This is a genomic window from Labilibaculum sp. DW002 (assembly GCF_029029525.1).
Classification (GTDB): domain Bacteria; phylum Bacteroidota; class Bacteroidia; order Bacteroidales; family Marinifilaceae; genus Paralabilibaculum; species Paralabilibaculum antarcticum.
This window is the reverse complement of the sequence record NZ_JAKJSC010000001.1, coordinates 764,123-785,485: the sequence shown is the minus strand read 5'-3', so window position 1 is coordinate 785,485 and position 21,363 is coordinate 764,123. Positions and strand designations below refer to the sequence as shown.

General features: G+C 34.5%; 15 protein-coding genes. 12 read left to right on the top strand and 3 right to left on the bottom strand.

What is annotated here, in order from left to right:
* Nucleotides 1-120 precede the first annotated feature (120 nt).
* The 6 genes from L3049_RS03005 to L3049_RS02980 all read left to right on the top strand — a co-directional run bounded on the left by L3049_RS03005 (nucleotide 121) and on the right by L3049_RS02980 (nucleotide 6,658).
* Complete coding sequence (locus L3049_RS03005; protein ID WP_275108302.1) at nucleotides 121-1,530, top strand: type III PLP-dependent enzyme domain-containing protein; 1,410 nt, start codon at nucleotides 121-123, stop codon at nucleotides 1,528-1,530.
* The gene (gene speB, locus L3049_RS03000; protein ID WP_275108301.1) at nucleotides 1,527-2,381 is read left to right on the top strand and encodes an agmatinase; all 855 of its coding nucleotides are present in this window, start codon (nucleotides 1,527-1,529) and stop codon (nucleotides 2,379-2,381) included. Before L3049_RS03005 ends, speB begins: the two co-directional genes overlap by 4 nt.
* Nucleotides 2,371-3,348: a deoxyhypusine synthase family protein gene (locus L3049_RS02995; RefSeq protein ID WP_275108300.1), complete on the top strand. Its 978-nt coding sequence runs from the start codon at nucleotides 2,371-2,373 to the stop codon at nucleotides 3,346-3,348. The genes speB and L3049_RS02995 overlap by 11 nt, the downstream gene beginning before the upstream one ends.
* A gap of 41 nt (nucleotides 3,349-3,389) precedes the next feature.
* Nucleotides 3,390-3,728, top strand: coding sequence for a hypothetical protein (locus L3049_RS02990; protein ID WP_275108299.1), 339 nt, complete (start codon nucleotides 3,390-3,392; stop codon nucleotides 3,726-3,728).
* Between the two features lie 137 nt (nucleotides 3,729-3,865).
* Nucleotides 3,866-4,441: a glutamine amidotransferase-related protein gene (locus L3049_RS02985; RefSeq protein ID WP_275108298.1), complete on the top strand. Its 576-nt coding sequence runs from the start codon at nucleotides 3,866-3,868 to the stop codon at nucleotides 4,439-4,441.
* A gap of 66 nt (nucleotides 4,442-4,507) precedes the next feature.
* Nucleotides 4,508-6,658: a M20/M25/M40 family metallo-hydrolase gene (locus L3049_RS02980; protein WP_275108297.1), complete on the top strand. Its 2,151-nt coding sequence runs from the start codon at nucleotides 4,508-4,510 to the stop codon at nucleotides 6,656-6,658.
* Between the two features lie 481 nt (nucleotides 6,659-7,139).
* Here the strand turns inward: L3049_RS02980 and L3049_RS02975 are convergent, their stop codons facing one another.
* Nucleotides 7,140-9,617 (bottom strand): FAD-dependent oxidoreductase, encoded by a 2,478-nt coding sequence (locus tag L3049_RS02975; RefSeq protein WP_275108296.1) that lies wholly within the window; start codon nucleotides 9,615-9,617, stop codon nucleotides 7,140-7,142.
* A gap of 327 nt (nucleotides 9,618-9,944) precedes the next feature.
* On the opposite strand from L3049_RS02975, the gene L3049_RS02970 reads away from it, so the two are divergent.
* The 4 genes from L3049_RS02970 (at nucleotide 9,945) to L3049_RS02955 (ending at nucleotide 14,049) form a co-directional block, all read left to right on the top strand.
* Nucleotides 9,945-10,541: an ATP-binding cassette domain-containing protein gene (locus L3049_RS02970; protein ID WP_275108295.1), complete on the top strand. Its 597-nt coding sequence runs from the start codon at nucleotides 9,945-9,947 to the stop codon at nucleotides 10,539-10,541.
* The gene (locus L3049_RS02965) at nucleotides 10,538-11,332 is read left to right on the top strand and encodes an ABC transporter permease (RefSeq protein ID WP_275108294.1); all 795 of its coding nucleotides are present in this window, start codon (nucleotides 10,538-10,540) and stop codon (nucleotides 11,330-11,332) included. The genes L3049_RS02970 and L3049_RS02965 overlap by 4 nt, the downstream gene beginning before the upstream one ends.
* A gap of 472 nt (nucleotides 11,333-11,804) precedes the next feature.
* Entirely contained in the window at nucleotides 11,805-13,427 is a 1,623-nt protein-coding gene (locus L3049_RS02960; RefSeq protein WP_275108293.1) for a thiamine pyrophosphate-dependent enzyme, read from the top strand.
* 37 nt (nucleotides 13,428-13,464) lie between these two features.
* Entirely contained in the window at nucleotides 13,465-14,049 is a 585-nt protein-coding gene (locus tag L3049_RS02955) for an indolepyruvate oxidoreductase subunit beta (protein ID WP_275108292.1), read from the top strand.
* 62 nt (nucleotides 14,050-14,111) lie between these two features.
* Here the strand turns inward: L3049_RS02955 and L3049_RS02950 are convergent, their stop codons facing one another.
* A complete protein-coding gene (locus L3049_RS02950; RefSeq protein ID WP_275108291.1) occupies nucleotides 14,112-14,540 on the bottom strand; it encodes a hypothetical protein in 429 nt (142 codons plus the stop codon).
* Between the two features lie 153 nt (nucleotides 14,541-14,693).
* Here L3049_RS02950 and L3049_RS02945 point away from each other — a divergent pair, with 153 nt between their 5' ends.
* Nucleotides 14,694-15,992, top strand: a complete 1,299-nt coding sequence (locus L3049_RS02945; RefSeq protein ID WP_275108290.1) for a hypothetical protein — start codon at nucleotides 14,694-14,696, stop codon at nucleotides 15,990-15,992.
* Between the two features lie 50 nt (nucleotides 15,993-16,042).
* On the opposite strand, the gene L3049_RS02940 is transcribed toward L3049_RS02945, so the two are convergent.
* Nucleotides 16,043-18,163 (bottom strand): tetratricopeptide repeat-containing sensor histidine kinase, encoded by a 2,121-nt coding sequence (locus tag L3049_RS02940; protein WP_275108289.1) that lies wholly within the window; start codon nucleotides 18,161-18,163, stop codon nucleotides 16,043-16,045.
* Between the two features lie 285 nt (nucleotides 18,164-18,448).
* Between L3049_RS02940 and L3049_RS02935 the strand changes: the two genes are divergently transcribed.
* On the top strand, nucleotides 18,449-21,310 hold the full coding sequence (locus L3049_RS02935; RefSeq protein ID WP_275108288.1) for a helix-turn-helix and ligand-binding sensor domain-containing protein: 2,862 nt from the start codon (nucleotides 18,449-18,451) through the stop codon (nucleotides 21,308-21,310).
* Nucleotides 21,311-21,363: the final 53 nt, after the last annotated feature.

The following is a 21,363-nucleotide window of genomic DNA, read 5'->3' as shown; positions in this document are numbered from 1 at the left end:
GAAAAAAATGCATCTTTTTGATGCATTTTTTTTTCGTAAATGTATTTTGAATTGAAAAAATGTTTTTATTTGCAAAAAAAACGCAGATTAAAACAACATTTATCTTATATGGTTTTATAAATGAAAAATACTTATTTTGATTTGATCGAGCAAAGCTACTACTTCCCTCAGGAAGGCTTTGATTTAAGAGATGACTTTCTAACCTTTCAAGGTATCTCTTTAAAATATCTAATTGAAAAACACGGTACTCCTTTCCGTTTCTTCTACTTGCCTAAAATTGGAGATCAGATAAAAAAAGCTCGTAATCTTTTTAATCGAGCCATAAAGAAAAACAACTATAATGGTAAGTATCATTATTGTTATTGCACAAAATGTAATCATTTTGCACATGTAATTGGAGAAGCATTAAAGCATAATGTCAATTTAGAAACCTCATCGTCGTTTGATATCGATTTAATATTAAACCTCTATAAAGAGAATAAAATTGAAAAGGACAGGATCATTGTACACAATGGTTACAAAACGGATGACTATTTGAGACGAATTCTTGCCATGCAGGAGTTTGGCTTTACAAATAGTATCATCATTTTTGATAGCGTGAAAGAATTGGATCGACTAGAAAATATTGTGAAAGATCAAGTGGTGAAAGTTGGTTTAAGGATGGCAATTAATGAAGAACCCCAATCGGCTTATTATACATCAAGATTAGGCATTAGTCATTCAGAAATAATTGAATTCTATAAAACAAAAATTAAAGACAATCCTAAATTTGAATTGAAAATGCTACATTTTTTTGTGGATTCAGGAATTAAGGATAGCCTTTACTATTGGGGAGAATTTCAAAAGGCGTTAAAGGTATATACTGAATTGAAGAAAGAGAGTGATACCCTGGATTCATTCAATTTAGGTGGTGGTTTTCCCATTAGAAACAACTTAGGCTTTGAATACAATTATGATTATATGATCAATGAAATTGTTTCAAACATTAAAAATGCATGCGAAGCGGAAAATATTCCTGAACCCAATATTTATACCGAGTTTGGCAAATACACGGTTGGAGAAAGCGGAGCTATTATTTTTAAAGTTTTAGAACAAAAACAGCAAAACGATACGGAGTCGTGGTATATTATTGACAACAGTCTAATGAATACGATACCTGATGCCTGGTCTATTCATGAAAAATTTATTTTACTACCAATTAATAAATGGAAAAATGAATATAAGCGTGTAAACATTGGTGGCATTAGTTGTGATCACTCCGACTATTATAACTCTGAAGACTTAAATCAAGAAGTCTTACTACCTGATTATTCAAGAGAGGAAAAAGAACCTTTGTATGTTGGATTTTTTCATACGGGAGCCTATCAGGATTCCATTAGTGGATATGGCGGGATCAAGCACTGCTTAATACCATCTCCAAAGCACGTTATAATTGATAGGGATGAAAAGGGTAATTTTTTCGACTACGTGTATAGAAATGAACAATCAGCCGATGAAATGTTTAAACTGTTAGGATACAAGAAAAAATGAGAAATTTTGCAGGAATAGAAGATGAGTATTGCTCGTTTGAAGATGCTGCCACTCTTTTGCAATCCATTCCTTATGATGGAACAAGCACTTGGGGTAAAGGAGCAGATAAAGCATTCCCTGCTTTTTTAAGAGCATTGGAAAACATGGAGTTGTACGATATTGAGACTGATTCGGAGGTATACAAAACAGGGGTTCACATTTTACCTGATATTAAGGAATCGTCTTCACCAGAATCGATGTGTTCCATGGTCTATCAAAAAAGCAATGATATTTTAAAAACAGGGAAATTCCCCACTTTTTTTGGTGGAGAACATTCTGTAAGCATTGGTATTATCAAGGCTTTTTATGAGAGGTACAAAAATCTAACGGTTTTGCAGTTAGATGCTCACGCAGATTTGAGATCGGAATACGATGGATCAAAATGCAATCATGCATGTGCATTGCACAACGCGAGTAAGAACACCAATTTAATTCAGGTGGGAATCCGCAGTATGGATAGCTGTGAATTGCCTTATTTAAATCGGGACAAATGTTTTCTGGCTGAGGATATTCATCGCAAAATGGGTTGGATGGATGCTTCCTTGAATAGGATGACCAATCATGTTTATGTCACTATTGATTTGGATGTTTTTGATCCATCGATTATGCCATCCACGGGAACTCCAGAACCCGGAGGGTTGGATTGGTATACCGTTATTGCGTATTTACGTCAAGTATTCCGCAACAAAAATGTTGTGGGTTTTGATATTGTGGAGTTGGCACCACAAGAAGGGCAAAAAGCCTCGGATTTTTTGACTGCCAAATTGTATTATAAGCTTTTAAGCTACAAATTCGAAAATCATGGAAAATAAAGGATCTGTTTCAAAATTCATTTTAGAGCATTATCGTCATTTTAATTCGGCAACTCTTATAGATGCGGCTCAGGCTTACGAAAAACATCTTGCTGAAGGGAAGAAAATGATGATTACTCTTGCTGGTGCAATGAGTACAGCAGAAATAGGACGATCATTAGCAGAAATGATTCGTCAGGATAAGGTGCAAATCATCACCTGTACTGGCGCAAATCTGGAAGAAGACATTATGAATTTGGTTGCTCATTCGCATTACGAGAGAGTACCGCATTACAGAGATTTGACACCTCAGGATGAATGGAGGCTTTTAGAGCGTGGGTTGAACCGTGTTACCGACACTTGTATTCCAGAGGAAGAAGCATTCCGCCGCTTACAGAAGCATATTTTTGATATTTGGAAAAAAGCCGAAAAGAATGGAGAACGCTATTTTCCACACGAGTTTATGTACAAACTTCTCCTATCAGGTGTTTTGGAGCAATACTATGAAATAGATCCAAAAAATAGTTGGATGCTAGAAGCAGCAAAGAAAAACTTACCAATTGTAGTACCTGGTTGGGAAGATTCTACAATGGGTAATATATTCGCATCATATTGCATTAAAGGAGAACTTAAGGCATCAACTATGAAGTCAGGAATTGAATATATGACATGGTTGGCCGATTGGTATACTGAAAATGCCGAAGACAAAGGAATCGGATTCTTCCAGATTGGTGGTGGTATTGCAGGTGATTTCCCAATATGTGTTGTACCAATGCTTTATCAGGATATGGAAAGGAGCGATACGCCATTCTGGAGTTACTTCTGTCAAATTTCTGATTCAACAACCAGTTATGGATCGTATTCAGGTGCTGTACCTAATGAGAAAATCACTTGGGGTAAATTAGGAATTGATACGCCAAAATTTGTTATAGAATCTGATGCAACAATAGTCGTTCCTTTAATTTTTGCCTATTTATTAGGCTGGTAGTTTATTAAGATTTATGCCTTAATTTCTAATAATTAATAATCATGACTCAAATTTCAAAACCCAAAGTAATTCAGAATTACGAAAAGCTCACTCTAGAAATACAGGAGCAATTAAAATTATATTATCCTGATGGCTATATTGATAATTTGATCGAATTTACAAATTCGAAAGGAGAACTGGTTAGTGCTCTTCCATTCGAAACTGATGAAAAAATTTACATGGTTAGAATGTCAATTCGTAAGGCTTTGGAACTTATCGAGGAAGATTCTGATTATGATGAGGATGGTGTTTTGCTCTCAAATAGACGTGAAAAATATGAAGATAAGTATGCTGATGTAGATTATTTATTCTCAGAAGATGATGAGGACGATGATGATTAGGCCCGTAATTACTACATAGTACATCAATTAAAGGATTAGAAGGGCAAGAAAATCAAAGGAATGATTTTGTTGCCTTTTTTGTACCTTCTTATCAGTGTTAAAGTTTAAATTTTTCAAACAGTTTTAAATGTATCGATATGTTACTGATAATTGATAATCAGAGTGCGTTTATTAAAAAATTTAAGAGACAATACTTGTCGGAACAAGATTTTGATTATGTATTTTTTGACCACAATCAACCCATTACGCTGTCGGCTAAATCCAAGATAAAAGGAATAATATTATCTGGAGGGAAAGGGAATCCATATGAACCATTAAATCTGACCTCAAATTATGTTGCCTTAATGAATTTTGATGTTCCTGTATTGGGCTTTTGTCTTGGACACGAAATTATTGCGGTTAGTTATCGCGGAAGAATTAAAAAACTTCCTGAGTATCATGCAAAAAAGGAAATCATCACCATTACTAAATCTGATGATCCAATATTTAACGGACTAGATACTGCGCAAGTGAATTTGGTTAAACGGCATTCTTTTCATGTTTCAGAACTTCCAGAACAGTTTGAAAGCTTAGCTGGTTCAGATACTTGTTCGAACGAAATCATAAAACATAAGAGCAAACCGATTTATGGTTTTCAATCTCATCCTGAGGTTTCGGGTAAAGACGGAATGATGATGGTAGAGAATTTTCTCCGAATTTGCAAAATTATTTAGCAGTTTGGATCGTATTGGAATTACGATAATTTAAAAGTTAGGTCATAACAATTATAAGTATATCAAGTGAAAATAGCATTGATTTATAACAAAGACATTCATGGAGTAATAAATACTTTTGGAATGCAAAATAAGGAGTTTTATAATGAGGCAACAGTAAAAAAAGTAGCCCAAAGTCTTGAAAAAGCTGGGCATAATGTTGCGATTCTTGATGGAAACAAGCAAATTATAGAGCGCTTAGAAAATTTTATGCCCAAAGTCGTTGATGGCGAACAGATGGGAATGGTTTTCAATATGGCTTATGGTATCCAAGGAGAAAGTCGTTACACTCATATTCCATCAATGCTTGAAATGCTGGGAATACCTTATGTAGGTTCTTCTCCATCAGGACATGCGCTTGCATTGGATAAAGTTTTGACGAAAGTTATTTGGAAAAATAACAATTTGCCAACGCCAGACTTTTGGGTATTTAATACGCCTGAAGAAGATTTGAGTGTGGTTAAGTTTCCAGTGATTGTGAAACCTAAAATGGAAAGTGTTTCATTTGGATTAAAGGTCGTTTATAATGAAGAGGATCTTAGAGAATCTGTAAACTTTATTGTAAAAGAATTTCAACAACAAGCGCTAGCAGAACAATTTATTAGAGGAAGAGAGTTTTGCGTTGGAATTCTAGGCAATGAGCCGGTTGAGACTTTTCCTATTCTGGAAATTGATTTAAACAATGATCCAGATGCCATACAAACGGTAACTGATAAAAAAGAGGCTCCTAAAAGAAAAATTTGCCCTGCCGATTTACCCAAAGAGGTGACAAACGAAATGGTGCGTCAAAGTATTGAAGCTTTTAAAGCTCTTCAATTAAGAGATTTTGCAAGAGTTGATATTAGAATGGATGAAAATAACAATATCTACTTATTAGAAATCAATTCAATGGCTAGTATGGGAGAAACGGGTTCCTATCCAACAGCAGCAAAGGTAGCGGGTTATGATTTTCCTAAGCTGGTTAATAAAATGTTGGATGTTGCAGCTGTTCGTTATTTTTCAAATAGTTTGATGTCTGAACTACCAGGAGAAAAGCATAAAAAACTCTCATTCAATAGTCGATTGCGTTCTTTTTTGAGAAGCAGACAGCAAAATTCAGAAAAATTACTCGAGAAGCTGGTCAATATCGATTCTCACGTTAGAAATATTGAAGGAGTAAACAAGTGCACAAATATTATAAAGGAAGAGCTTACTCAGTTAGGGTTTACGAACGAAATATTTCCGCAGTTTGAAGTTGGGAATATGATGTACCTTTCAAATTCATTTGATGAAAAACTTGATTATCTTTTGCTCTTGCCTGTCGATGATTTTCTTACAATGCCAAAACATGAGAGCTATCAAGAAACAGAACACCATCTTTATGGAACAGGTGTTTGGGAAAATAAAGGAGGAATTGTAGCATGTATTTCAGCATTGCAAGCTCTTCGTTTTTCTAAATTAATTCGCAAAACAAAAGTTGGAATATTGCTGATTACTGATTCATCAATAAGTGGTAAATTCTCGAAGAATATTATTCGTGAAAAAGCAAATAATGCAAAAGAAGTTTTAAGTATGCATGGAGGAGGAGCGGAAGGAACTGTAATCACCTCACGTTCAGGATCGGCATCTTTTTCGTATGATATTAAGTTGATAGATGCTAGTGCTGCAGAGAATGTGACAACGGTATCCCAATTTTTCTTTAAAACAATTGCTTCTATAGTTGATTTAAGTAAAAATAATCCAGAAAATGTAATCGCACCCTATCAGTCCGAATTTAAATCGAATATTTTTAAAGTTCAAGCATACGGATCATCCAAGATTAGTGTACGATTTAATTCCATGGAAGAATTTCAACAAGCAGAAACAAAAATTAAGAAACTTGTTGCGATACCAAGGAGTAAAAATCGAATGTTTCAGACTCAATTTGAGGGTGGTGTAATGCGACCTCCAATGGTTGATTCAACACTTAATAATGATTTATTCGATAGGGTGAAGTCGATTGCTAACTCTATTGATGCAAGGGTTTTACCAGAACATCGATGGAGTTCTGCAGATATTTGCAATATCGATCAGCATATTCCTAAAATTGATGGATTGGGACCGATTGGAGGTTTTGATAAGCAAAAGTCAGAGTATATTTTGCGACACAGCTTAATTGAACGAGCCTTACTTATAGCCTTGTTAATTGGGAAGAAATGAATTGTTAAAAAAGAAATAGCAGAACTTTTCAAAAAAGGGACTGGAAAAACTCTGCTATTTCGGTTAACCACTAACCACTAATAATTCTCCTTGGTTTGAGAGAAATATTAGATTTGCACTAAAACATGTTATCAATTACCAAGTTGAGTTTTGAGATTTCCGATTAAGGTTGAAGGCAATTGAAACTATAATATTTTAAAAAATTGTTAGAATTGGAGAGGGTGGGGATCAGTTCAAAATATTTCGAATAACTCTTAAAAAATGGTAATACTCAAATTACAAAAAAAACACACTAAAGTCCAGAAAAAAAGAATGATTTATTGGCTTGAGCAAAAATTAAATTGATTTGTTTAAGTAATGATAATCAAACGGATAATATCTCATTTTAAAAAACTTAGGATTGAGTTGTGAAATTTAATTTAATACAAAGAGAAGGGCTGTTTCAAATTATGAAACAGCCCTTCTTTTTGTTTAATAATATTTAGATGAACAAGTTGATATTTGATTGTTCAGCTTCTTCAAGGTAAGTGGCAACACCGCCAATTTCTACACCTTCAAGCAATTCAGCAGCATCAACGCCCATCACATCCATCGACATTTGGCAGGCGATCATCTCAACTCCATTGTCCATAGCAGTTTTCAATAGATCCTCAAGAGAATCAACCTTTTTCGAAAGCATTCTCTTCTTCATCATCTTAGAACCCATGCCCATCATGTTCATCTTCGATAGCTTAAGATTACCAGCATCGCTAGCCATCATTTTACCGAACATTTTACCCATAAGATCTTTCTCAACACGAGGTTTGTCCGTTTTCTTAATTACGTTAAGTCCCCAAAAGGTGAAGAACAGGGTGACTTTGCTACCCGTAGCTGCTGCACCGTTTGCAATAACCAGTGAAGCCAAAGCACGATCCAGATCATCGGAGAAAACGACCATGGTTTTGTTCTTTGGTAATTCGATATTGGTATTGGTCGTTGCACCATTTTTCCTTTGCTTTTCGATAACAGCCGAGATAATGCCTTTTTCTGAATCACAAGAAATCAGCTTGTTTCCTGTCATTTTACACCAGGATGCCACATCTTTTGTAAAGCCGGCATCAGTCACCTTCTGACGAAGACGTTGACCATCTTCAAGTTTATCAATTTCTTTTTTCAGTTTGATAATTGGTCCGGGACATTGCAAACCACAAGCATCAATCTCAATGGTTTTGATATCTTTCTCGTCTTCGGCATCCTTATCTTTCCCACGGTAGATATGACCATCGTTAGCAATATAACTCGACTCAAAAATATCTTCGTTGCTTTGTTTGCAAGTAGCATGCTCGTAAGTTTTGTAACCACCACTTAGGTTTACAACATCCTTAAAGCCTCTTTGCATCAGAATTCTGGCAGCAAAGTAACCACGTAGCCCAACACCGCAATAAATGATAATCTTTTTGTCCTTGGGAATTTCGTCTATACGTTCACGAATTTTATCGACTTCAATATTTACGGCACCTTCAATTTGTCCAAGCTCAAACTCATCCGGCGTTCTCACATCCAAAATAAAGTTATTGGGTGCGTGTAGTTGGTGCAATTCATCCCAATGAATAATATTGACTAAGCCTTCAATAATATTACCTGCGGTAAAACCTGCTTGGTTCACCGGATCTTTTGCAGATGAGAATGGTGGGGCATAGGCATGCTCAATCTCCTGAAGATCGTAAATGCTACCCTTATTTTTGAGTACGGTTGCAATTAAATCGATACGCTTATCAACACCTACATAACCAATGATTTGTCCACCAAACAATTTGCCTGTTTCAGGATCGAACATGATTTTGATGGTAGTAGGCATGGCTCCCGGATAATAGCCGGCATTCGATGCACCATGTGTAATATTTGAAATATACTTAATGCCTTCTTTTTTAAGAACTTTCTCAGCAAGTCCGGTTGAGGCTACAGTAATATCAAATACTTTAGCAATAGCCGTTGCAATAGAGCCTTTGTATTTTTGCTTGTGACCTAAAACTAAATTGTTGGCCAATATTCTTCCTTGCTTGTTTGCAGGACCAGCCAAATATGCATTCATGTATTTTCCTGTGATAGGATGAGGAAATGCAATGGCATCACCTAAGGCATATACATTTGAATCGCTCGTTTGTAAATATTCGTTTACCTTAATTCCACCGTTTGGTGCCAATTCAAGGCCAGCTTCTTTAATTAGTTTGGTTTCCGGACGCACACCAATGGACAGAATAACCATATCAGCATCTATCTTACGACCCGACTGTAAATGGATGTTTAGTTTATCACCTTCGCGATTAAATTCAGATACGCCATCTTTTAAATAAAACTCAACGTTTTTAGTTTTAAGATGCATGTGTACCTCAGCTGCCATTTCATAATCAAGAGGTGTCATCACCTGGTCAGCCATTTCAACTATAGTTACCATCATACCCATATGATGAAGATTCTCTGCCATTTCGAGACCAATAAACCCTGCGCCAACTACAACGGCCTTCTTAGGTTTTTTCTCATCGTAAAAGCCTTTAATCTTATCCGTGTCTTTTACATTGCGAACGGTGAAAATGGCTTCATCATTAATACCCGGGATTGGTGGTTTAATAGGCTCAGCACCTGGCGAAACGATAAGCTTATCGTATGATTCTGTATAAGAAGTTTTGTTTAGAAGATCGTTTATTTCTACCAATTTGTTCTCACGATCGATTCTAACGACTTCATTGTGAATTCTAACATCAACATTAAGTCTTTTGTTAAAACTCTCTGGAGTTTGTAGTAATAGGTTTTCACGTTCTGTAATCACTCCACCTACGTAGTAGGGTAAGCCACAGTTAGCATAGGAAATATGCTCTCCTCTTTCGAACATGATGATTTCTGCTGATTCGTCTATTCTTCTTAAACGCGCAGCCGTTGTTGCACCACCAGCCACACCTCCAACGATTAAATATTTTGCCATTTTATAATATCAAAAAGTTATATTCATCATCTTTATATGTAGATATCCACATATATGAAGTGCGAAAGTAATGTTTTAATGAAATTTAATACCATTTAGTATTGAAATGTCGATATGTTATACAACACCTCAAACTTTCTATAGGAGCTGTGTCAACTTAAAATAAGGGTGTTATGGGGTATTGTGAATTGTTTCACATGTAAATTAAATGAGAATATTCCCATTATGCAGATTGACTGATTAAACCATGAATTACGAAAGAAAGAATTGCAATTTGATACGAGAATTGAAAGAATATTATTTTCTTTAGGGTATAGATCGAATGTCATGATAAAATGTGAGAATATAAATTTAAGTTTCCCCCAACAAGTTATTTGTGAGGATCTTAGTTTTGAACTTGAAGTAGGGGAATCTATGTGTTTCAGTGGACCTTCAGGTAAGGGAAAGTCATCCTTATTAAAAATGCTGATGGGATTTTTGATACCTCAATCTGGAAAAATACATGTAGACGGGCTGGAATTGAATGGAGAAAACATAGAACAGATCAGAAGTAGAATGCTTTGGTTACCTCAGAACATTAACCTTCCTGTCGATTCTGGATCTGAATTAATTGACTTGCTTCAAATGAATGAAGATCAAAAGGAAAATTTTCGAATGTTTTTGAATCAATTGGATGTTTTAAACTGCGGAGAAAAAAATAGCTTTACCGAAATAAGTGGAGGTCAAAAGCAGCGAATTGTAATGGCCGCATGTTTAAGTCTCAATAAGCCTATTTTATTTCTTGATGAACCCGTTTCTGCATTAGACGATAGTTCTATTGATCTTTTATTTCGGACTTTGGATTCTTTGAAGAATACTACAATAATATCTACATCGCATAATGAGAAATGGATTAGTTATTGCAATCGAACGATTAAACTATGAAGGAAATCATTGATATAAGTATAGAGAGTTTAGCATTGGGGTTTTTACTGATGCTAATTCCTATTGCAGGCTTTATCTACTTTAAGGTTAAAATTATTAAAGAGACGGTTATCTCGATGATTCGAATGCTGATTCAACTTTCTTTAATTGCCTTTTATTTGGAGTATATCTTCGAATGGAATAATGCTTGGGTGAATTTGATTTGGGTTTGTTCCATGATTTTTGTTGGCACTTTTACAACCATTAAAAGGGCAGGTTTAGCCTATCGATATTTTATTCTACCATTTGCCTTATCAGGATTTATTAGCATCCTTATAATAGATACATTTTTTCTGGGATTTGTAATTCGACTGGATTATGTATTCGATGCCAGATACTTCATACCTATATCGGGAATGGTTTTGGGAAATGCTCTAAATCACAACATTGTTGGAATCAATAATTATTTTACCCGCTTAAGTAAAGAACAGGAATTGTATTACTTCCTTTTAATTAATGGCAACAGCAAAAAGAATGCTCTTGCACCTTTTATTCGTTCTGCTATAAAGAGTGGTTTAAATCCTTTAATTGCCACCATGTCGGTTATTGGTCTAATTTCCTTGCCAGGTATGATGACAGGTCAGATTCTTGGTGGTAGTTCTCCTGTTGTTGCCATAAAATACCAAATTCTAATCATGATAGCCATATTTGTTGGTTGCTCATTGAATTTGATGTTGAGTATTCTTTTGGCCAACCGATTCGTTTTTGATTCTTTTGGACGAATTAAAGCAAATTTATTTTTAAAGAAATAATAGTGCTATTTTGTAATGTATTGTGCTTTCAATCTACTGAAAAGCAAGGTTTAAGCCTTTTTGGTTAAATCTATGCAACCGTTTTCGTTATTTGAAATAATTCTAAACTTCTTGTTTTTACTTTTAATTTTATTGACTTTAAATCAAATATTGGTAATATTGCTAACAATTATTAGGAATAACACTTGTATTTAATTACAATTTTTAAGTAAACAAATGGATTTTCTTGCAATTAAGTTTTATGTGATGGCTTACCTTGTATGCTACCTTGAAATCTTCGGAGGACTTTAATATCCTTTCCTTATCATGATCCATATGGGTCATCTTTCTTTCGTTATATTTTTTTTTGGAGTAAATTGTAAGTGATGTACATGTGCATCATTGAATAATTTATAGATACATGATTTTTAGCATTGATAAGTGCTATCTGTCAAATATTCAGAATTATACAAAATAGTTAAACATACACAAAATGCAAAAGTCACTATTATTAGGTGTCGAAGCTATTGCTCAAGGAGCAATTGACGCTGGAATGTCAGGTGTTTACGCTTATCCAGGAACACCTTCTACAGAAATTACAGAGTACATTCAGCATTCAAAACTTGCCGCAGAACGTAAGATTCACAGTGAGTGGTCTGCGAATGAAAAAACGGCTATGGAAACTGCCTTAGGTATGTCATATGCTGGAAAAAGATCTATGGTTTGTATGAAGCACGTAGGTTTGAATGTAGCAGCTGACTGTTTTATGAACGCGGCTATTACAGGATCTAATGGTGGTATGTTAGTTACCATTGCTGATGATCCATCTATGCACTCTTCTCAAAATGAGCAGGATTCACGTGTGTATGCCAAATTTGCTATGATTCCAATCTTGGAGCCATCAAATCAGCAGGAAGCATATGAAATGACTCGTTTTGGATTTGAATTATCTGAAGCTTGTGAAATTCCTGTGTTAATGAGAATTACCACTCGCTTGGCTCACTCTCGTGCTGGGATCACAAGGGCTACTGAAGTTACTCCTCAAAACCACATGAAATTACCTGAAGATAAGGTTCAATTTGTATTGCTTCCAGGAATTGCTCGCAAGCGCTATAAAATGTTGTTGAGCAATCAGGAAAAATTCGAATTGGCTTCAGAAGAATCTTCATTCAATACGTATACTGATGCTGCCGATAAATCGATGGGTGTTATTGCTTGCGGTTTAGGATACAACTACTTAATGGAGAATTATCCGAATGGAGATTGTCCTTATCCAGTTGTAAAAATTAGCCAGTATCCAATTCCTCGTAAAATGATTCAAAAAATCACCAGCGAATGTGATAAAGTTCTGGTTTTAGAGGATGGTTATCCAGTAGTTGAGGAGATGTTAAAAGGCTTCTTAGAAAATGATAAGGTAATTGGTCGTCTTGATGGTACACTATCTCGTGATGGGGAGTTGAACCCTGATATGGTAGGAGCTGCATTAGGTTTTGAAGTTGTTGAAGGTATGCCGGTTCCGGAAATGGTAGCAGCACGTCCACCAGCATTGTGTGTTGGTTGTCATCATCATGATGTATACAAGGCGCTGAATGAAGTAATCGCTGAATATGGTGAAGGTCGTGTTTTCTCTGATATCGGATGTTACACATTAGGTGCTTTACCTCCATACCGTGCTATTAATGCAGTGGTTGATATGGGTGCTTCAATCACTATGGCTAAAGGTGCTGCTGATGCAGGTCTTATTCCTTCAGTAGCAATGATTGGTGACTCTACGTTTACTCACTCGGGTATGACTGGTTTATTGGATGCAATCAACGAGAATTCTCCAATTACTGTTATTATTTCTGATAATGAGTCTATCTCAATGACAGGTGGACAAAAATCTTCTGCTAAAGGTAAATTAGAAGATATATGTGCTGGTTTAGGTGTTCATCCTGATCATATTCATGTTTACACTTCTTTACCTAAGAAGCATGATGATGTAAAGGATATTATTCGTAAGGAATTAGATTACCAAGGTGTATCAGTAATTATTCCACGTCGTATTTGCGTTCAGAAAAATGTTCGTGACCAGAAGATCAAAAAAGCATTGAAAAAAGCAGCTGCAAAAGCTTAATTTAATCTTAAACCTAAACATTCAAAAATATAGAATTATGAAAACAGATATGGTTATTGCAGGTGTAGGCGGACAGGGAATTCTTTCCATTGCTGCTGCCTTAGGATCTGCTGCTTTAGATAACAATTTACACATGAAACAAGCTGAAACTCACGGTATGAGTCAGCGTGGTGGTGATGTTCAGTCATTCATGAGAATTTCTGATAAACCTATTTATTCAGATTTAATTCCTAAAGGTGGCGCTGATATTATTTTGTCAGTGGAGCCAATGGAGGCATTGCGCTATTTGCCATTCCTTAAAAAAGGTGGTTATGTGGTAGCAAATTCATCTCCTTTCATCAACATTCCTAATTATCCAAATGAAGAAGAGTTGGTAAAGACGATTGAGGCTCTTCCAAACTATGTATTGATTGATGCTGATGAGATTGCAAAAGAAGTAACAGGTTCTACAAGAGCTTTCAACTTCGTCATGTTAGGTGCAGCTTCTCCATTTATTGATGTGCCTTTTGAGTATTTAGAAGAAGGTATTCGTAAGATTTTTGGTAGAAAAGGTGAGGATGTTGTTAAAATGAACATCGATGCTCTTCATGCGGGGCGTAAATTCTCACAGGACAATAAATAGAATCGCTTTATACTAAAAATAAAATCCCCGTTTGGAAGTAATTCCTTACGGGGATTTTTATGTTATTGTCTTTTTTGTTCGTCTAAAATATCGGTAATTGCTCTGATCGTATTGGCAATTTCCCTTTTGAATGGATGATTGGGCATAATACCACTTTCAGCATCAAGCCCATTTAGAATTCCCATCCATATAGCACTTATTCCGAAGGCAACTAACAAATCCTTTTTATGATTATCGGCAAAAACTTGTCGGTAGGTTTCAAGCATTTTATTAAATGCTAGGGCAATTTGAAATGCATAAGAAGCATCTGGCTCTTCACCATTTTTCATGTGGTAGCTAATTGCGTCAACAAAATCTTGAGATAGCTTTTCTGCTTCTTCTTGTATCTCATCTCTTTTGTTTTGATTGATATCCATATCATTAGCGCCACCTTCAATTAATGTATTAATATCGGCAGCAGTGAGAGGTGTTTTGAGTAATATAGGGTCCATTCTTATTATCTGATTTATATAAATTCAATCTAAAATAGTAGAAATAAGTGAGAATCTTAATAGGCTTTGTATCTATTGTCAAATGTGATCGAAAAATAAGTTTGCTTTTCTTACTTTTGGTATGATTTTAAACAAACTGCTTAAACACAACCGATGAAAAATACTTTATTACTACTTCTGTTAAGCTCGCTTTTTCTGGGCTGTACTAAAAAGCAAGATGCTAATGTTTTGATGAATTCTTTAGCTGAAAAATATGTAAAAACTATATTAGAAATTGGCTTGTACGATCCAATGTATGTTGATGCATATTATGGTCCTGACGAATGGAAGAAGGAAGTGGAAGCTTTAAAAGAAGACGAGATACCCGTTAAAAAGCTTCTAAGTAAGCTGGAACAGTTTGAAACTACACTGGCAAAGATTTCGGTTGACCCAAAAGAGAAGATGTTGAGTCTTCGAAAGCAATATTTGGAGAAGCAATTAATTGCAGTTAAGGCCAGAGTAGAAATGTTAGGAGGCAAAAGCTTTACATTCGACGAAGAATCCAATCGATTATATGATGCTGTTGTTCCTAATTTTGAAGATGAGCACTTTGCCGCAGTAATTGCAAAGCTTGATAAAATTTTATCTGGTGAGGGAGATTTAATTGATAGAGTTGCAGCTTTTAATAAAGCTTTTATTATTCCGAAAGACAAGGTAGATGCTGTTTTTCGTGCAGCCATTGAAGAGTCGAGAAGAAGAACGAAAATGCATATTGATTTGCCAGAAAATGAAAATTTTGAGTTGGAATACGTTACCGATAAAGCGTGGGCAGGATACAACTGGTACAAGGGAAATAATTTCAGCTTGATACAGGTGAATATCGATTTCCCAATTTTAATCGATAGAGCAATTGATTTGGCTAGTCATGAAGGTTATCCAGGACATCATGTATACAATTCTTTATTGGAAACGAATTTGGTAAAGAAACGTGAATGGGTAGAATTTTCAGTTTATCCATTGTTTAGCCCACAATCTTTAATTGCAGAAGGAACTGCAAATTATGGAATTAATGTTGTTTTTCCGAAGGAGGATCGTATGAAATTCGAAAAGGAGGTTCTTTTTCCTTTAGCAGGATTGGATGCTTCAAAAGTAGATTTGTATTATCAGATTCAGGCTTTGACACATGAATTAACTTACGCAAGAACAGTTGCCATGCGAAATTATTTAGATGGAAAATGGAGCAAAGAGGAGACAGGAGTTTGGATGGAAAAATATGCTTTACGAAGAGCATCAGAATCTACATTCCGATTTCCTGAGACTTATCGTAGCTATATCATAAATTACAACTGGGGACAAGATTTGGTGAAAGAATATATTGAAAGCCGAGGAGGAACAAAAGAAAATTCGGCTAAGCGTTGGGAATTGTTTACAGAATTGATTTCGAAACCTCAGGTTCCTGAGAATTTGAGATAAAATATTATTAAAAGAATGGAAGCCGATGGACTGATTGCTTATCGGCTTTTTTATTTGTAAATGGGAACCGAGAAACTGAAGATAGAACCTTTTCCTAGCTCACTTTTCACCCAAATACTACCATCGTTTTGCTCAATAAATTCTTTGCAAAGAATTAAGCCCAAACCAGTTCCTGTTTCGTTGTTTGTTCCTGTAGTAGAAATGTTTTTATCAATTTTGAACAGATTTTGAACTTGCTCACTAGTCATACCAACTCCTGTATCAGTAATAGAAACAATTAACATTCCATTTTTTTCTTCAGTCGAGATGTCAATACTTCCTTTTTTGGGGGTGAATTTTATCGCATTGCTAACTAAATTACCAATAATTGTTTCTATTGAAAATTTGTTAACCCAAATCGTATCATGAGAGCTAATATTGTTATTAATAGCGATGTTTTTGAGCTTTGCAGTGGATTGGTTTGCAAGTATTCCATTTGCGATTATATTGAAAATATCGATTTTCTCTTTAGTCATGGCAAGGTTTCCTTGCTGAATTCTGGACCAAGTTAATAAGTTCTCTACTAAACTGTAAGTGCTTTGCGATGCTGTATGTAAGTCATTAATAAAAGATTTTCGTTCCTTATCATCCATATCATCATACGAGGTAGCCAATAATTCACTAAAGCCTAATAATGCACTAAAGGGTGATTTTAAATCATGAGCTATAATGGAGAAGAATTTGTCTTTTGTATTATTCGCTTTCTCCAGCTCAATTTTTTGCTTTTCAATTATTTTGTGTGTGCGTTTTTTTATTCGAGCACGATTCAAGAGGATAACAACCAAGATAATAATGAGTAGACTTAATGCAAGAAGAAAATTACGGATGTTGATTTGTTCTTTTACTCGCATTTTTTCCAGACTCAGGTCTTTCCGAAGAATTTGATTCTCGTTTTCCTTTTGTTTGGATTGAAATTTAGTTTCCAATTCAGTAATTTGACGCTGATGATCAACATTAAAAATACTATCCTTATAGTTAAGTTGTTTTTGTTTGAAATCTAATGCCTTTTTATATTGATTGGTACTTTCATAATAATGGCTTAAGGCCAAGTACAAATCCACTTTGTTGTAATTAATATTGTATTTATCTACCAATTCCTTGGCTTCAAAAAGAGAATATTTAGCGTGTAGATACTCTTTCTCCTGTAGTTGTATGTTTCCTAGTATTATTAGATTTATTATTAGTTGGTTGGTCGATCTGCTCGTCCGATTAAGCTCAATCGCTTTATTCAAAAAAGGCTCAGCGGCTTCAATTCTTCCTAGGTGATAATTCGATTGCCCCAAGTTTGCATACAATTGTGCAATTTGAAGCTTATTGTTTATTTGTTGGTAAGGAGGTAAGGCTTTTTCGAAATAGGTTAGTGCCTTTTTATGATCTGCCATTCTGCTGTAACAGGATCCTAGATTGTTCAAGGCTGAGGCATAGGCCAAATTGACATCAGTACTATCTGACATTTCAATTACATTTTCAAAGTAACCAATAGCCTGTTCTAAATCCTCATTATAAAGTAGTGTAGTACCTATATTTAAAGAAATATTTGGAAGCATTTTCTTTAGTTGCAAGCTATCAGCAATTTCATAGGCTTTCGTAAAATTGGAAAGCGCTTTCTCATATTTTCCCTGATTTAGATAGTTAGCAGCCATAGTGTTTAGGCATTGCATTTTTATTTTACTTTCCTTGGCTATAAAGGCCTTTTTGTATGCCTCTTCTAAATATACGAGCGAACTGTCGGGCTGCCCTGTGGCATATAGGTAATATCCCTTAAAGAATATGCTTTTTATTTTTTCTTTCTTCAGATTTTTCCTTTCTGCTAATTCTAGGGCTTTTTGATTATACATTAATGCATCTCTAACCGTGCCAGTTTGTAATGAAACATAGGTGAGATTATTCAAGGCATTTACTCTAGTAGTGTCGATATCATAAATAGCTGAAAGGGAATCTGCCTTTAAAGAATAATATCTTACTTGCAACACATCCTTATAATATAACTCCTTAGATAACTGGTAGTAAATGTAAGCTTTCTCTTCAGCTTTAGATGTTTTTAATACTTGCTCAAGACTATCAATTTTATTTTGTCCTAATACTGATAAGGCAAATAGACTAAAAAGAATATAGGTAAAAAGGAATCTCATAAATGAAATATTATAAAGGCTACTGTATTTACAAATGCTAATCTATTTACGCGGCAAGTTGGAAATAGTTTTATTCTAGATAAAATAAAGTGAAAACTTTCAAATAGCACTGTTAATTGAACAAATATTCAACCCATGTGTAAGCTAGTTCTCCTATCCGACAATGAAAAGTAATCTTATGTTTTCTAGCCTTTTAATTGGCTATTAATAATCAAATCAACTTAAGGTGTAATCACCTCTAAGTGGAAAAAAACTACTATTTTTAGCTACCCAAAAACCACATTTATGAAACTTACCAATATCTCATTAATTTTATTTCTGATTGTAATTCCTTATTCTCTTTTTGCTGACGAAAAAGGATCTTTGCTGGTTCGAAATTTTAGTCCGACAGAGTATGAGGGTGGAAGTAAAATTTATTCTGTAGTAACTACAACTAATGGATTAATGTATGCCGGAGATAAAAATGGAATTATTGAATTTGATGGAGAGAGTTGGCAAAAAATACAAACAGGATTTCCTATTAACTCCTTAGCTGTAAGTCATAAAGATAAAGTGTATGTAGCAGGTAAAGAAGGAATTGGTTATTTGCAAAGAGATTCATTGAATCAAATAGAGTATCATTCCTTAAATCATCTGGTTACAAATCATATCAATTCTAATGCTTTTCGTAAAGCCGAAGTTTTTCAAATTAACGATGAAACCTTATTTGTTGTTGATAATAAGCTGGTGGTGTATTCAGATAAACGAATAAGGATTATCGAGAATAATAATAGCTATCGTATTGCTCAGAAAGTAGATGACGAGTTGTTTTTGTATAGCCCAAAATCAGGTTTGTATAAGTATTCTGATGGTGAAGTTAATGATGTTACTACAAGCGATGAAATGAAAAATCGACACATTTGGGGTTTTACAAGTGGTTCAAAGGGTGTTGTAATTTGGGAACGTTCAGGTGATTCTTATCAAATAGAAGATAATAAACTTGTTGTTGTTGAAAATGAATTGAATAATGTTTTGAAGGATTATATTGTTGATGGGATACAACAAATTGATTCAAATGAATACGTTTTTAAAACCTTTTACAAAGGCTTATTGTTGGTTAGTTCTGATCGTGAAATTATAAAAAAAATCAACCAAAAGGGAGGTTTAATAAACAATACGGTTTTTGGGGTAAATTTAGATGCGTACGGAAATTTATGGGTAGGAACTTCGGCTGGAATCTCGGTATTACGTCAAGATCTTCCTTTTACGATTTACAATTCACAATCAGGCTTGGGAACTGGTTATTCAGCAATAAAAATTAAACAGGAGGTTTATTTAGGTACCAGCCATGGTTTGTGGAGAAAGAATTTAGATAACAAGAATGAAAATGATTTTGAATCTTTATTGCCAGGCCATGTTTTTGGTTTAACAGCCATTGATGATGTATTGTATGTAGGACATCCTTCGGGAATTTATTTAATAAATGGTCAAAGAATGGAACCTGTAATTCACAGGCCAGGAGGTGCTATTATTAAAGAAGTTCCTTTTGAGGAGGATATTTATATTACCAGTAGTACTAATGGTTTAATAGTGCTAAAAAAACAAAATGGAATATTAAAACCAAGTGGGTTTTTGAATGGAAAAAATAGGGAGATTCATAATTTTGAATTTGATAGCTTGAGGAACGTATGGGTAGAATATGATAATGGAATCTACTCTTTTAATTGGGACAAGCCGGAGAAGAAAAGATTCCATACTCGAGTAGGGAAGGAGAATAGGATTAAAAAAATTAGAAAGATTGAAAATGAACTCTATTTCATTGCAGATAGTGGGGTTTATTTTTACAACAGAGAATTAAAGGAGTTTTATGCGCCAAACTTATTGAAAGGAATAAATTCAAAAAATGAGAATGTAAGCAATATTGTAAGCGAAAATTCTGATGATATTTGGGTATATACTGGAGAGCAATTAAAGCATTATCAGATAAAAAATAATACATTCTATCAGACTCGAAACCAGCCTTTTAAATTTATAGATGGAACTTATCCCATCGGATTTGAGAATGTTTACCACATTAATGATTCTGCTTACCTAATTGGTTGTGAAGAAGGGTTTTACTATTATGAAGAGAAAAAATATAATACAGGAACCTATTCTTCAGTGATTTTTAGAAATATTAATATATCCTCAAGATCTAAAGGAGGTCGAAATATTTGGGGTGACATTTCTGACAGTAGGAATAGTTATTCGCTAGATATTAAAGAACCAATTGCATTTGTTGACAATTCTATAGAATTTATTTTTGCTGCAGGTGCGCCAAATTACAATCGGGCTTATTATCAAACACACCTATATGGGTTTAGCGAAAAGTGGTCAGAATGGAGTAGAGATAATAGTCGTGAATTTACCAATCTGCCAGCAGGAGATTATCGTTTTGTAGTTCGTGCAATTAACGATGCAGAGGAATACAGTAAAATTGCAGTTTGCGAGTTTACAATTTTACCTCCTTGGTATCTCACAAGACTTATGAAAATAGCTTATGTTGTTTTATTTCTATTGATTTTGTTTTCAGTGTTTATAGTAGTTCATTATGCAATTGATAAGGCCAAAAGTAAGTTAATAAAACAGCAGAAAGAGGAAGCTGAAAGAGTAAAACAGCAATTGACTCAAGATAAATTAACATCTGAAAAGGAGCTAATTCGATTAAGAAATGAGAAACTGAGATCAGATAACTTGCATAAGGCAAAAGAATTGGCAAATCTCACCTTTAATTTGATTCAAAAAAATCAGGTTTTAACCGATTTTAAAGGAGATTTAGAGCAAATAAAGAAGTATTCGGAGACAAACAAATTGGTAACTGAAGATATCCGTAGGTTAATAAAAAAAGTAAATAGAGATATTGATAAAGAAGAAAATTGGGAAGTATTCGAAGATTATTTTGATACAGTACATGAGAATTTCTTTATTAAATTGAAAAAGAAATATCCAAACCTAACCTCTAAAGATCTTAGGCTTTGTGCTTATTTAAGAATGAATTTGGCCACCAAAGAAATTGCTCCATTAATGAATATTACCGTTAGAGGGGTAGAGATTGGAAGGTATCGATTAAGACGAAAATTGGAATTGGATCGAAATATAAATTTCACCTCTTTTTTGAATAGCTTATAGTCAGGATAATTGAGTGAGTTGAATAAGATTTTCTATTCTTTAACTAAAAATTA